We start from the raw sequence: 14,337 nt of genomic DNA on the forward strand, positions 1-14,337 counted from the left end.
GCGGCTCACAAGTTGTACTGTTTGCGTTTGCGGTACAGGGTCGAAGCGTCGATTCCCAGGGTTTTCGCCGCTTGATCCAGCGTGCCGGCGGTGGCGAGCACGGCGCCGATGTGGGCCTTTTCCAGTTCATCCAGACTTAGCGCAGCACCAATGCGTGGTGCATTGTTGACCGGCGTTTCGGCCATCCCCAGGTGGCTGATCTCGACTCGCTCCTGCGGGCAAATAATGCTCGCCCGCTCTACCACGTTACGCAGCTCTCGAATGTTCCCCGGCCAGCGGTACCCCAGTAATGCCTCGCGAGCCTCGTCGCTGAAGCCCCGGGCCGGGCGCGCATATTCCTTGACGAACCGGGCGAGAAACCGGTCGGCCAGGTTCAAAATGTCTTCTCTGCGTTCGCGTAGCGGTGGCAAGTGCAGGGTAATGACGTTCAGACGATAGAGCAGGTCTTCACGGAAACGGCCATCGCGAACCATGTCTTCGAGGTTCTGGTTGGTGGCCGCGAGGATACGGACATCGGCGCGGCGGGTGACCGGATCGCCCACGCGCTCGTATTCCTTGTCCTGAATGAATCGCAGCAACTTGGGTTGTAAAATCAAGGGAAAATCGCCGATTTCATCAAGAAACAGCGTACCCCCGTCGGCCTGATTGACACGCCCCAAGGTGCTTTCGCTGGCCCCGGTGAACGCGCCGCGGCTGTGACCGAACAGCTCGCTTTCCATGAGTTCGGCGGTCAGCGACGGGCAGTTGATGGTGATGCAGGATTTTTTCGCCCGTTTGCTCCAGCCGTGAATAGCCTGGGACAGCTCGCCCTTACCGGTGCCGGATTCGCCGAGAATCAAGATATTGGCGTCGGTCACCGCAACCTGGCGGGCGGTTTCCAACACCACCTTCATCGCCGGGCTGTGGGAATCCAGACCGTCCCTGGGTTTGCGCACCTCGCCTTCCAGGGCTTCCAGGCGCGCCGACAATTGCCGTACTTCCAGCTGTTTGGCGGTTGCCAGACGTAATTGATCCGGACTGCAAGGTTTGACCAGATAGTCGGCAGCGCCCGCCTGAATGGCATCCACGGCCGTGTCCACGGCCGAGTGAGCGGTGACGATCACCACGCGCATCCAGGGCGCCTGAATCCGCATCTGCGCCAACACATCCAGACCGTTGTCTTCTCCCAGCCGCAAATCGAGGAAACACAGGTCGAAGACCTGGCGTTGCAACAACGCGTCCGCCTGCGCAGCACTGTTGGCGGTCGCCACGCTGTAGCCCTCGTCTTCCAGGCAATAGCGAAAGGTACGCAGGATGGCAGACTCATCATCCACCAGAAGAATACGGCCTTGGTGCTCAGTGGCGGATTCCATTTTCCTACGCTCCTTAATGAATGATCTTGGTTAGTCCCGGAAAAATCGGGCAAGTTGCATGGTTTATTCTGATGCATTCCTTTCATGGCAGGGTAGCTCTCTCCTGACACGATGCCTTGTGTCCATTTCTGACACCTGCGCCCTTCTCTCAATTCAAAAATATTGCGACATCTGTCGAAACGATCGTGCATTACGCACGACAGCGCAAAGGGCCATCGTGCAGGATGCGTCCACAGCCCTGCGCGCACATTTGTTAACTTATTGATTTATATCGATTTTTTTATATAAAAAAGCTGGCATGCAGACTGCAACTACCTGAGTAATGACAGGGCAATAACAAACGCCCTCAACGAAACGACCCCCCAGCGTGGGAGGAGCCTCAGGATGAATCGCCAACGTGCCGCCCAAAAGCGTTTCTCGCCACTGCATCTTCAGCAAGGTCTGTTCGCTGTGCTTGCACTGCTGATCACCTTGATCGCCGGCCAGCAATTCCTTCGTTGGGAGCAGAACCAGCAGCAAGCGCCGTCGCGCATTTACTTCGAGCATCCGACCCAGACCCACTTCACTGCCGCGAGCAGTGCCATGGCCGATAGCGCACAGATGCGCATGATGGATGTCGACCAGGCCCGTCCCGACGATGAGATGCCTCGTCAGGAACGCTGGGTGTTTTAACACCACAATTTTGGTGCGCCAGGCGCGCCGAAACGAGCAACACCTCTAAATAGAACCGTAAGGAGAATCACCATGTTGAGCTGGGCAATCACATTCCTGATCATTGCCATTGTCGCTGCCGTACTGGGCTTCGGTGGTATCGCGGGCACCGCCACGGGTATCGCCAAGATTCTCTTTGTCGTGTTCCTGGTGATGTTCATTGCTTCCTTCTTCTTTGGCCGTCGCGGTCGAGGCTGAACATGAGCGCCGGGTTAAGGACACTGGCGGCCGCCCCGCTGTTGGGCGGCCTTACCAGCGTAATGGCTGCCAAAGACGCACACCGCTTTCACGGGAAACCGGATCAGGGTATGCAGGATTTGGTGATGGAACACTTGAAAAAAGATCCGCACCTATACCGAATTTGAAACATGAGAGGGGCTAAATGCCTCTTCCACTGCGCCCACCTGAGGAAGGTCGGTGCATGACCAAGGGGCCGGGACGTTCTGCCTGTTTCAGGGGCGGAGTGACCTACGGGTACAGGGAGTGCCTGCGCGAGGGCCGGGTCAGGTAAAAGCTGCGACGCAAGTTCGCCAGTCAAGCATGGCTCGACGGACTTGCGGAGAGCTTGTACGCGCAAAGCGTCGAGCTAGAGCGATTGAGTGATGCACATCCCCTCCCCCGAAAATCCTGTCTTTGATTTGCGCAATCTACTTTCCCCGCTGTTTAGCGAGCGACCGTATATCGCGAAAAACGGCTTTTATCTGGCCGTAAGTTTTCTTCCTGCCCTGTCGTATTTTCCCGAATTTTGTCGTCTATTCTGTTGATCAAGAAACGAACAATCTGCGCTGTGATGGCCGGTTCACGGCACTTATGCCTGCCGAAATGTCGTAATCGAACCGATTGGGACGCGAGTTTCAGTAAAAAAACCTCATGCCGATTCGGCATAGGGTAGGCGTTTACGGCATTAGACGCCGCTTCCTTGCATCTGAATAGTTGCGCCTTTTTTCGCCTGCCAGAGAGCCACTAACAAGCGCTCCGGGGCTCCTTATACGGGGGTAGATGCACAAGACTTTTTCGCCACAAGCGTTCCAGTTCATGCATCTGCTCGAGTCAAACTGAAGTAAGGGTAAAGATATGAAGAAGGCAAAGCTTAGCCTCGCCTGGCAGATCCTCATCGGTCTGGTATTGGGGATAGCAATCGGTGCACTGCTCAACCATTTCAGTGCCGAAAAAGCCTGGTGGGTCAGCAACGTCCTGCAACCGGCAGGCGATATCTTTATCCGTCTGATCAAGATGATCGTGATCCCGATCGTGATCTCCTCGCTGATCGTCGGCATCGCAGGCGTCGGCGACGCGAAGAAACTCGGGCGCATCGGCCTGAAGACCATCGTCTACTTCGAAATCGTCACCACCATCGCCATTGTGGTCGGCCTGCTGTTGGCCAACCTGTTCCATCCAGGCTCGGGCATCGACATGAGCACCCTGGGTACTGTGGATATTTCCAAGTACCAGGCGACCGCGGCCGAGGTTCAGCATGAACACGCGTTCATCGAAACCATCCTCAACCTGATCCCGTCGAACATCTTCGCGGCAATGGCCCGCGGTGAAATGCTGCCGATCATCTTCTTCTCCGTGCTGTTCGGTCTCGGTCTGTCGAGCCTGCAAGCGGACCTGCGCGAACCGCTGGTGAAGATGTTCCAGGGCGTGTCGGAAAGCATGTTCAAGGTCACTCACATGATCATGAACTACGCCCCGATCGGCGTGTTCGCACTGATCGCAGTGACTGTGGCCAACTTCGGCTTCGCTTCGCTGCTGCCACTGGCGAAACTTGTGATCCTGGTTTACGTCGCCATCGCCTTTTTCGCCTTCGTGGTGCTGGGCCTGATCGCTCGCCTGTTCGGCTTCTCGGTGATCAAGCTGATGCGCATCTTCAAGGACGAGCTGGTACTGGCCTACTCCACCGCCTCCTCCGAAACCGTGCTGCCGCGCGTTATCGAGAAGATGGAAGCCTACGGCGCACCGAAGGCCATTTGCAGCTTCGTGGTGCCGACCGGTTACTCGTTCAACCTCGACGGTTCGACCCTGTATCAGAGCATCGCGGCGATCTTCATTGCCCAGCTGTACGGCATCGACCTGTCGATCAGCCAGCAACTGCTGCTGGTCCTGACCTTGATGGTGACCTCCAAAGGCATCGCCGGCGTGCCGGGCGTGTCTTTCGTGGTGCTGCTGGCGACCCTGGGCAGTGTCGGTATCCCACTGGAAGGCCTGGCGTTCATCGCCGGTGTCGACCGCGTCATGGACATGGCCCGTACCGCACTGAACGTGATCGGCAATGCCCTGGCCGTGCTGGTCATCGCTCGCTGGGAAGGCATGTACGACGACGCCAAGGGCCAGCGCTACTGGAACTCCCTGCCGCACTGGCGCAGCAAAGAGAAGCTGCCGGCTGGCGAGATTTCCCGCAACTAACGCATGCCCCCTGTAAGAGCAGTCGGTCGACGCTCGATTGCTCGCGATGGCAACAGGAGCACCGCGCTCATCCGGAATGCCCGCGTCATCGTTGACGTTCATCGCGAGCAGGCTCGCTCCTACAGGGGTCCAGGCAAGCCGTATTAAACAAACCCCGGAGAAATCCGGGGTTTGTCGTTTCTGGCCACCCCGCTATCATTCGCGCATCTTTTGGGGGATTTGACCGATGCTAAATGGCCTATGGCTTGGCTTCTTCATCGTGGCAGCCGTGTCGGCACTGGCGCAGTGGCTGATAGGCGGCAACGCCGGGATTTTCGCGGCGATGGTGGAAAGCATATTCGCCATGGCCAAGTTATCGGTCGAGGTCATGGTGCTGCTGTTCGGCACCCTGACCCTCTGGCTGGGCTTTCTGCGGATCGCCGAGAAAGCCGGGATCGTCGAATGGCTGGCCAGGGCCCTTGGCCCGCTGTTTCTGCGCTTGATGCCGGAAGTCCCGCCCGGCCACCCCGCCATCGGCCTTATCACCCTCAACTTCGCCGCCAACGGCCTGGGCCTGGACAACGCCGCCACACCCATCGGCCTCAAGGCCATGAAAGCCCTGCAGGAGCTCAACCCCAGCGCAACGGTCGCCAGCAATGCACAGATCCTGTTCCTGGTGCTCAACGCTTCTTCTCTGACCCTGCTGCCGGTGACGATCTTCATGTACCGCGCCCAGCAAGGCGCGCCCGACCCGACCCTGGTGTTTCTGCCGATTCTGTTGGCCACCAGTTGCTCGACCATCGTCGGCTTTCTATCCGTGGCGTTCATGCAACGTCTGCGTGTCTGGGACCCGGTGGTGCTGGCCTATCTGATTCCCGGCGCCCTCGCCCTCGGTGGCTTCATGGCGCTGCTGGCTACGCTTTCGGCCACTGCGCTGGCCGGTCTGTCGTCGATCCTCGGCAACCTGACGCTATTCGGGCTGATCATGTTGTTTCTGGTGATTGGCGCACTGCGTAAAGTGAAGGTTTACGAGGCCTTCGTCGAAGGTGCCAAAGAAGGTTTCGACGTGGCGAAAAACCTGCTGCCGTATCTGGTGGCAATGCTGTGCGCGGTGGGTGTTTTGCGCGCATCCGGGGCCCTGGATTTCGGCCTCGACGGGATTCGTCATCTGGTGCAATGGGTGGGCTTCGATACGCGTTTTGTCGATGCGCTGCCAACCGCGATGGTCAAGCCGTTCTCTGGCAGCGCCGCCCGGGCGATGCTGATCGAAACCATGAAAACCTCCGGCGTGGATAGCTTCCCGGCGTTGGTCGCGGCGACGGTTCAGGGCAGTACTGAAACGACGTTCTATGTGCTGGCGGTGTACTTCGGCTCGGTCGGCATCCAGCGCGCACGGCATGCGGTGGGGTGTGCATTGCTGGCGGAGCTGGCAGGGGTCTTGGGCGCCATTGGCGTTTGCTACTGGTTCTTCGGCTAACTGAGCCCCCTGTAGGAGCGAGCCTGCCCGCGATCAACCCGAGAGCACCGAGGGGTGTCTGGTGCCCAGCGTCATCGTTCACGATCATCGCGAGCAGGCTCGCTCCTACAAAGGGTCTGTGTAGACTTCAAAGTCGCGCTGGCGGCGCGAGTTTCTGCCCTTGCTCAACCGCCCAAACCACCACCTGCGCCGTCAGTTGATCGGTGGCCTGACCGAACCCGGTCACTACCGCCGGCACCTTCACATCGCTCAGCGGCTGGCGCACTTCGAAGCGTTTACTGGCGAGGATCCGTTGGTCAGCGCCACGTACCAGCAAGGCATCCAGGCGCACCACCACGCTGGCGCTCGTGCCCTGATACTCGGTCTGAAACGCCTGCAGGCTGCCGCCCAGCTCCAGGTCTGCCTGGAAATTGCTGTCGTCGGTGCTCAGCAGCGTCACGCGGCCATCACGCTGGAATCCATCGAGCAGGCAATTGCGCAACAGCACCGGCGCCGGATCGCTCCAGCGCGAGGCCTTGTAGCTGATGATCACATCGCCTTGAGGGATCACAGCAATGTTCGGGCTGTTCAACGCTTCGCTGGCCTGGGGTTTGTTCAGGCGCAACGACCAGCGCTGCGGGGTCCCATGGCTGGTTGCCGTGCTGGATTGGGCCGAAGGTAACCGATAGACATCAAACGGCTCGGACTTGGGCAGGATCGAGCACGAACTGATCAGAGTGAACCCGGCGAGGAGGGCAAAGTGAATCAGCTTCATGGGGTAAATTCCTTGTTCTTGTCACTGCCCAACAGGTAGCCGCTGGGGTTGGACTCCAGACGCTGGGAGATGGCGCGCAGCGAGCTCAGGGTTTCACGCAACTCCCGTACCGCCGGGGCCAGCCCATTGAGACCCTGCATGCCGCTATTGAGCGAGTCCTGATTGGTGGCCAACAGTTTGTTGATGGTCGCGCTGCTCTGTTCCAGCGACTTCATGGCCTGCTCGGCGCTGCCGAACATCTGCTTGCCCTGATCATTGAGCAAACCGTTGGCGTTGCGCATCAGCGCCGACGTCTGCTCCATCATGGTGCTGGCCTGCTGGCCGACCGAGGCCAATTGCTTGATCGCCTGCCCAAGGTCGCCGCGCTGATCGGCGATGGTGCCGGTGGTTTGTTCCAGATGCTCCAGGGTCTTGCTGATGCGCTCGATGTTTTCTTCGGAAAACATCTGGTTGGCGTTGTGCATCAGCATGTTCACCCCGGACATCAGGTCATTGCTGTCGTTCAGCAAACGGGCGATGGGCGAGGGCGCTGCGATGATGGTCGGCAGGCTGCCATCCTTGCCCTTTAACGCCGGGCTTTGTGGCGTGCCGCCACTGAGCTGGATGATCGACGTCCCGGTGACACCCGTCAGCGCCAGTTTGGCCTGAGTGTCTTCCTTGACCGGAGTGTCGCCACCCAGGCGAATCCGCGCCAGCACCCGGCGCGGGTCTTTCGGGTCCAGGCGCAGCGACACCACGTCGCCGACCTTGATCCCGCTGTACTGCACGGAACTGCCCTTGGACAGGCCGCTGACCGCCTCGTTGAACACGACTTCGTAATCCTTGAACTCGGTGTCGACGCTGGACTTGGCCAGCCACAGGCCGAAGAGCAGGGCGCCCGTCACCACAATCACGGTGAACAGGCCGATCAATACATGATGGGCTCGGGTTTCCATGTCAGACCTCGTTGAACTGTTTAGCGGCACTCAACGCCGCGCGGCCGCGAGGGCCATGGAAGTATTCGTGAATCCACGCGTCGTCGGTTTCCGAAACCTTGTCGATGGCGTCCGCCACCAGCACTTTCTTCTGCGCCAGCACCGCCACCCGGTCAGTGATGGTGTAGAGCGTATCGAGGTCGTGAGTCACCAGAAACACGCTCAGGCCCAAGGCATCGCGCAGGGTCAGGATCAGTTGATCGAAGGCCGCGGCGCCAATCGGATCGAGGCCGGCGGTGGGCTCGTCGAGAAACAGGATGTCCGGGTCCAGCGCCAGGGCCCGCGCCAGCGCCGCGCGCTTGATCATGCCGCCAGACAGGGAGGCGGGGTACTTGTCTGCCGCCGACAGCGGCAACCCGGCCAGCGCCAGTTTCACCGCCGCCAGATGCTCGGCGTCATTGCGGCTCAAGCCGGCGTGTTCGATCAGGGGCAGGGCGACGTTCTCGGTCACCGTCAGCGAAGAAAACAACGCGCCTTTCTGGAACAGCACGCCGAACCGCCGTTCGACCATCGAGCGCTCGTGCTCGGAGAGCGTCGGCAGGTTCTTGCCAAAGACCTTCACCACGCCCTCGCTGGGCTGGCGTAAACCGACAATGCTGCGCAGCAGCACCGACTTGCCACTGCCGGAACCGCCGACCACAGCAAGGATCTCGCCCTTGTACAAATCCAGATCGAGGTTCTCGTGCACGCTCTGTCGACCAAAGCGATTGCACAGCCCACGGACTTCGATCACCGCCTCGGTGGGCGCTCGGGGTAAACGGCTCACCAGCCCATCTCCATGAAAAACAGCGCGGCCACGGCGTCGAGCACGATCACCACGAAGATCGATTGCACCACGCTCGAGGTGGTGTGCGCGCCGACAGACTCGGCGCTGCCGCTGACCTTGAAGCCTTCCAGGCAACCAATGGCGGCGATCAGGAACGCAAAGATCGGCGCTTTGACAATCCCCACCACAAAGTGCTGAACGCCGATGTCCGATTGCAGCAGCGATAAAAACATCGCCGGCGAAATACCCAGCGACACCGCGCAGACCACTCCACCGCCGACAATCCCCGACAGCATCGCCAGAAAGGTCAGCATCGGCAGTGAGACCAGCAGCGCCAGGACCCGCGGCACCACCAGCAACTCCATCGGGTCGAGGCCCAGCGTGCGGATCGCGTCGATTTCTTCGTTGGCCTTCATCGAGCCGATCTGCGCAGTGAACGCACTGGCGGTGCGCCCGGCCATCAGGATCGCGGTGAGCAACACGGCGAATTCGCGCAGAAAGGAGAACGCCACCAGATCCACCGTGAACACCGTGGCGCCGAAATTGGCCAACACCGTCGCCCCGAGAAACGCCACAACGGCGCCCACCAGAAAGGTCAGCAGGGCAACGATGGGCGCCGCGTCGAGGCCGGTCTGCTCGATGTGCGCCACCATCGGCGTGATGCGCCAGCGCTTGGGGAGAAACAGGTTGCGGGCGATGGTTTCCAGAATCAGGCCGACGAAACCAAGCAGCTGCAGGGTGTCTTGCCAGACCGCGTCCACCGCACGGCCTATGCGGTTCAGCAGTTGAACGCCGACGTTGATTTCCGGTTCCTTGAGCGGCACACAGAAATCCGTCAGCGAACGGTAGATCGTTTGCAGCAACGCGCGGTCGGCAGAAGAGAGGGTGCAATCGGGGTGTTCGGCTGATCGGCCCAGGCGCTCGGAGCCCAGCAGCTCCACCAACAGCGAGGCACCTGCCGTATCGAGGGCGCCGAGGCCATTGAGGTCGATGCGGGTGTTGTCGTCGTATTGACCTTCGAGCTTTTCGCTCAGCAGTTTGAGGTCGGCGTAATGGGCGAGCGTCCAGTCCCCTGTAACCCTTATCTGGGGCGGGGTGTGCGAGGTATCCAGTTGGGCATTGCCCGCCGCAGTGTTGCTGGTCATAAGCTCCGTGCTTTTTCGGCTGTTACGCAGACCTACGTAATAGCACGAACCGCATTACTTTTCTTTGATCGCTGTGCTGTCAGTGACCTTGAAGCGCAGCACGCCGATCAGTTGGCCGTCCTCGGTCAGCACCCGGACCTGCCAGTTGCCTGCGGGGCTTGCGGGGAAGTTCTGCTTATGGGTCCAGGCGCGGTAGCCTTCCTTGCGACCGCCATGAATATCCAGAGGGATGCGATCGACTTCTTTACCGTCGAACTGCCAGACGTGATAAATCCGTTCGTCCAGGCCACGGGGAGCGTTGATCGCCGTGTAGGCGTACAGACCGCCACCACGAATCTGCTCAGCGCTGACCTCTTCAAGGCTGTCACCGGGGGTACGGTCCTGCAATTGCGTACTGATGGCCACGTCGGTCATCCACAGGGTTGCTGGCGGCACCCACGATCGCAGTACCCAGCCAACGCCGCCGATTCCCACGGTAATGCTCAGAATCGCCAAGGCGTTGCGCACGGTTCGAATCGGAAAAATCGAAGCGAGGCTCGGGAACGACAATACGACGGCGATACCCAGCGCCAGTTTGAAACTCTGGGACGTGGTCAGGTGCATGATCACGGGGAGGGCGGTGAGCAGGGCGGCGAACAGCGTCAGCGTGTGCAACGCCAGGAAGGCCCATCGCCGTGGTGCCAGCCATTTGTAGTAGAGCGGGTCAGTGATGGAAATCAGCGCCGCGATGCCCAGCAGCCCGGTGAAGAATAATTGGCCGCTGTTCCATGTGGTGGTGATGAAAAAGAACGGCAGGACGAAAAACAGGCTTTCCTGGTGGATCATCTGCGTCGCATAACGCAGCAGAGGCTGGGGAATTTCCCGTTTGAATACCTTGGTGAACAGCTTGGTCAGGCTGTTTTCCAGCATCAACCAGACCCAGCTCACCAGCATGATGGTGGTGATCCAGCTTGCCAGACCTTGCTGTCGGTCCACCAGAATGAAACTGCAGACGCCGGAGATAAAACCACCGAGCGCAATGACCCCGGGGTAGCGCTTCATCAGTTCGAGAATGCGCTGTATGAAAAGGGTCAGGGTAGGCATTCGGCGGTTCACAGTAGTCGTAGGAAAAATCCCCGACAGGTTACCGCCGGCAGAGCAGTGTGGCGAGAGGCCATTAACTTCTGTAGGCGCCGGCCTGCAAACGGCCCCGCGTTTATCCAGCTAGCACCCGTTATCGTTGACGACCTTCGCGGCCAAGCCAGCTCCTACAGGGGGTCGGTTAGTGTTTGCGGTGGATGCGCAAGGCCAATAGTCCAAGTACCAGGAACGCCAACATGCCGCCGATTGCCCACAGCACCTGGTCATAACTCAACAACGGCTTCTCGATCCGCAGATACCCCGGTTGCATGAGCAACTCGCGCATCGCCTTGTTCGCTTCCTCCAGCGTCACGCCCTGAAACTCTCTGGCCGGATCGACGAAACGACCGTCCTCATAGTCCCCAAGGGCGCTCCAATAGTAATCGGCCAACGCGCTGTTGCCTTGCACGGCCCAGGCCTGGCGGGCGATGGCAGCCTGTTTGAGGCGGTTGAAGGTCTCGGCATTGAGACCGTCCTTGAGCAGCCCGGCTTTCAAGTCCTCCAGGACCTGTTGCGCCTCGGCCACGTCGTCGCGCTCCAGATCGGCGTTCAAGCTCATGAAGCCCACGCCACCAAATACCTCGCGCTCGGCCCACGGACCATAGGACAAGCCGTGCGCCAGGCGTAACTGACGATAGAGCGCCCAGTCCAGATAGTCCTTGAGCAGGTCGAAAGTTACATCGTGCTCATCTTCCTGAACCGGCTCCGGCACCAACCAGTGCAGTTTGGCGCCGCCGCCGACAAAGCCCTGGGTCAGGACGCGCTCATGGGCCGCGCTGGACTGGATCTGCGGCAGAGCCGGGTGATCGGTGGGATTGATCGCTTCGAGCGTGCCGTACGTGCGCTCCAGATAAGCGGGCAGCAATCGGTCCAGGTCGCCGACGACGATCAGCGTCATGTTGTTCGGTGCGTACCAGTCCTTGCGCACCTTCTCCAATTGTTCGCGGGTCAACTGATCAACTTCTGCGCGCTCCTGGCACTTGAGGCCCAGTTCCACTGCCAGTTGATTACTGGCGGTGTGGCCCAGGTCCTGGCGATCCAGCCAGCGCTGCAGGTGAGAGTAGTGGCCCCCGTCTTCGCGCTCGACCACTTGCTTGGCGGCGTTGATGGCGTTGTCGTCGAAGCGGGTCTGGGTCAACAGCGCCAGCAGCAGGTCGAGTACCTGGCGCTGGTTTTTCGCCGGGGCCTCGATCACAAACGTGGTGTCGGCATTACTGGTGTAGGCGTTCCACTCGCCACCCAATGCCTGCATTCGCTCTTCCAGGCCACCTTCGCCGCTGGCGTCGATGCCGCTGAACAGCAAGTGTTCAAGCAGGTGCGGCAGCTCTTTATCGGCGCAGCTGAAGTCATCCAGGCCGACGCCAACCACTAGCCTAATCGCCACATGACCGCGTTCCATGCCGGGTTTGAGCAGCAATTGCAGACCGTTGCGCAGGGCATAGCCCTCGACCTGGAAGCGATCCAGGGCAAACGAAGGGAATGAACCGAGCAACAGGCAGACGAACAACAAACAACGCATAACGAGCTTCCCGGCAACCCATCGGAGATCCGTTTCATCCTTCAGTCCGCCATCGCGGGCAAGCCCGCTCCCACAGGAACATCGCAGACCTGTGGGAGCGGGCTTGCCCGCGAAGACGGCCTTGGAGCTGAATCAATAGTACTGACTGACCATGCTGCCAGACGTTCAAGGTGAATGTGTAATGTCGGTCAAATCATCGACCGCCAGCGCACCGGTTTCGGCCGTTTCCAACACCACATAGGCACTGCTGCAGAACAGTGAGTTCAGACGCTTCATATCGGCGATCAACTCCAGGTGCAGTGAACTGGTCTCGAGACTCTGCACGATCTTACGTTGCAAACGGCTGACATGCGCATGGGCCATGCGGCGTTCCTGAGCGCGAAAGCGACGTTTTTCGCGCAACAACTGGCGGGCACTTTCCTTGTCGGCACTGAGGAACACCGACAATCCAAGACGCAGGTTGGAGATCAACTGGCTGTGCAGCCCTGCCAACTCTTCCAGGCCGACCTCGGAAAACGACCGACGCTGGGACGTTTTCTGCTGCTGGACTTTGCGCAACATGCGTTCGATCAAGTCGCTGGCGAGCTTGAGGTTGATCGCCAGCTCGATAATTTCCGCCCAGCGCCGGCTGTCCTGATCACTGAGGTCTTCCCGGGGCATTTGCGCCAGATACAGCTTGATCGCACTGTAGAGCGCCTCGACATCATCGGTCAGACGCCGCACTTCCTGGGTCACGGCGGTTTGCTTGCCCTGCAGCACATCGAGCATGGCCTCCAGCATGTTGTCGATCAGATCCCCCATGCGCAGGGTTTCCCGGGCGGCGTTGGCCAGCGCCAGGCTGGGCGTGACCAACGCCGTCGGATCCAGGTGCCGGGGTTTGGCCATGCCGTTGGCTTGCGGGCGCTCCGGCAGTACCCACGCACAGAACCTGGCCATCGGCTCGACACTGGGCAGCAGGATCAGGCAGCGCGCGGTGTTGTAAAGCAGATGGAAGCCAATGACCATTTCCTGCGGGCTGAAATCCAGACTATCGAGCCAGTGCACCAGCGGGTCGAGCACAGGAATGATCAGCAACAGGCCGATCAGCTTGTACAACAGGCTGCCCAGCGCCACCTGGCGGCCGGCGGCGTTCTGCATGCTGGTACTGAGGAACGCGAGAATGCCGCTGCCGATATTGGCGCCGATCACCAGGCCGATGGCCACCGGCAGGCTGATCACGCTGGCGCCGGCCAGGGTTGCGGTCAGCAGCACCGCCGCCAGGCTGGAGTACGAAATCATCGCGAACATCGCGCCGACCAGGGCATCGAGCAGGATATCGCCGGTCAGGGAGGCAAAGATCACCTTCACCCCTTGGGCGTGGGTGATGGGTGCGGCGGCTTCGACGATCAGTTGCAAGGCCAGAATGATCAAACCCAGGCCAATGGCCACGCGGCCCATCTGACCCAGGCGGGTCTGTTTGCGCGACAGGAAAAAAATCACCCCGAGAAAGATCAGCAGCGGCGACAGCCATGACAGATCGAAGGTCAGCACCCGCGCCATCAGCGCGGTACCGACATCGGCGCCCAGCATGGTCGCCAGCGCCGGGGTCAACGCCATCAGGCCCTGACCGACAAACGAGGTCACGAGCATGGCGGTGGCGTTGCTGCTCTGGACCATGGCCGTCACCACGATCCCCGAGATGAACGCCAGCCAGCGTTTGGACATGTTCTGGCCGATGACATGGCGCAGGTTGGAACCGTAAACCCGCAGGATGCCGGTTCGGACGATGTGCGTGCCCCAGATCAACAGGGCCACGGCAGATAATAAATTGAGCAGGGTGAGCATACAGGCCCCCTGTGGTGGTAGCGCCCCAAAGGAGCAAGTTGACGGTGCCGCGCTTTTTTCTACGTTCTGTACTTAAGCTGTAGTTGGCTAACGGTCTGGCCGCCAGCATCGCATAGCTAAAGTAGCGATTGAAACAAAACTGTCATGAAAACAGCTTCATGCAAAAAACAAAAAGGGACCCGAACAGACTGTGTGAAAACCTAGCAATCTGCGCAGCGCTCAAAGAAAATGCTCCGTATCGAAAGATACGGAGCATTTTTCGTTATGGCCTACATCCAGGGAGAGCCCCGCAGCCAGACCAGCCTGTTCCC

At 59.8% G+C, this 14,337-nt stretch carries 12 protein-coding genes; 4 read left to right on the forward strand and 8 right to left on the reverse strand.

Annotated features, from left to right (window positions below):
- Positions 1–5: 5 nt before the first annotated feature.
- Entirely contained in the window at positions 6–1,352 is a 1,347-nt protein-coding gene (algB, locus tag F7R06_RS28190; protein WP_090327057.1) for a sigma-54-dependent response regulator transcription factor AlgB, read from the reverse strand.
- A 384-nt stretch (positions 1,353–1,736) separates the two neighbouring features.
- Here algB and F7R06_RS28195 point away from each other — a divergent pair, with 384 nt between their 5' ends.
- From F7R06_RS28195 to F7R06_RS28210, 4 genes are all read left to right on the forward strand, one after another.
- Positions 1,737–2,024 (forward strand): hypothetical protein, encoded by a 288-nt coding sequence (locus F7R06_RS28195; RefSeq protein ID WP_090327055.1) that lies wholly within the window; start codon positions 1,737–1,739, stop codon positions 2,022–2,024.
- 72 nt (positions 2,025–2,096) lie between these two features.
- Positions 2,097–2,261 (forward strand): DUF1328 domain-containing protein, encoded by a 165-nt coding sequence (locus tag F7R06_RS28200; protein WP_003170804.1) that lies wholly within the window; start codon positions 2,097–2,099, stop codon positions 2,259–2,261.
- An 876-nt stretch (positions 2,262–3,137) separates the two neighbouring features.
- Positions 3,138–4,469 carry a glutamate/aspartate:proton symporter GltP gene (gene gltP / locus F7R06_RS28205; RefSeq protein WP_090327052.1) on the forward strand — a complete coding sequence of 444 codons (1,332 nt, stop codon included), beginning with the start codon at positions 3,138–3,140 and terminating at the stop codon, positions 4,467–4,469.
- A 226-nt stretch (positions 4,470–4,695) separates the two neighbouring features.
- Positions 4,696–5,925 carry a nucleoside recognition domain-containing protein gene (locus F7R06_RS28210; protein ID WP_090327050.1) on the forward strand — a complete coding sequence of 410 codons (1,230 nt, stop codon included), beginning with the start codon at positions 4,696–4,698 and terminating at the stop codon, positions 5,923–5,925.
- Positions 5,926–6,052: 127 nt separating this feature from the next.
- On the opposite strand, the gene F7R06_RS28215 is transcribed toward F7R06_RS28210, so the two are convergent.
- From F7R06_RS28215 to F7R06_RS28245, 7 genes are all read right to left on the reverse strand, one after another.
- On the reverse strand, positions 6,053–6,679 hold the full coding sequence (locus F7R06_RS28215; protein WP_090327047.1) for an ABC-type transport auxiliary lipoprotein family protein: 627 nt from the start codon (positions 6,677–6,679) through the stop codon (positions 6,053–6,055).
- Positions 6,676–7,614, reverse strand: a complete 939-nt coding sequence (locus F7R06_RS28220; RefSeq protein ID WP_090327044.1) for an MlaD family protein — start codon at positions 7,612–7,614, stop codon at positions 6,676–6,678. Before F7R06_RS28220 ends, F7R06_RS28215 begins: the two co-directional genes overlap by 4 nt.
- A 1-nt stretch (position 7,615) precedes the next feature.
- On the reverse strand, positions 7,616–8,419 hold the full coding sequence (locus F7R06_RS28225; RefSeq protein WP_090327039.1) for an ABC transporter ATP-binding protein: 804 nt from the start codon (positions 8,417–8,419) through the stop codon (positions 7,616–7,618).
- On the reverse strand, positions 8,416–9,564 hold the full coding sequence (locus tag F7R06_RS28230) for an ABC transporter permease (RefSeq protein ID WP_090327037.1): 1,149 nt from the start codon (positions 9,562–9,564) through the stop codon (positions 8,416–8,418). The genes F7R06_RS28225 and F7R06_RS28230 overlap by 4 nt, the downstream gene beginning before the upstream one ends.
- Positions 9,565–9,618: 54 nt before the next feature.
- Positions 9,619–10,647: a DUF5924 family protein gene (locus tag F7R06_RS28235; RefSeq protein ID WP_090327035.1), complete on the reverse strand. Its 1,029-nt coding sequence runs from the start codon at positions 10,645–10,647 to the stop codon at positions 9,619–9,621.
- A 178-nt stretch (positions 10,648–10,825) separates the two neighbouring features.
- A complete protein-coding gene (locus F7R06_RS28240; protein WP_090327033.1) occupies positions 10,826–12,202 on the reverse strand; it encodes a M16 family metallopeptidase in 1,377 nt (458 codons plus the stop codon).
- Positions 12,203–12,367: 165 nt separating this feature from the next.
- Positions 12,368–14,026, reverse strand: a complete 1,659-nt coding sequence (locus F7R06_RS28245) for a Na/Pi cotransporter family protein (RefSeq protein WP_090327030.1) — start codon at positions 14,024–14,026, stop codon at positions 12,368–12,370.
- Positions 14,027–14,337: the final 311 nt, after the last annotated feature.

It is taken from the genome of Pseudomonas moorei, from assembly GCF_008801475.1.
Classification (GTDB): domain Bacteria; phylum Pseudomonadota; class Gammaproteobacteria; order Pseudomonadales; family Pseudomonadaceae; genus Aquipseudomonas; species Aquipseudomonas moorei.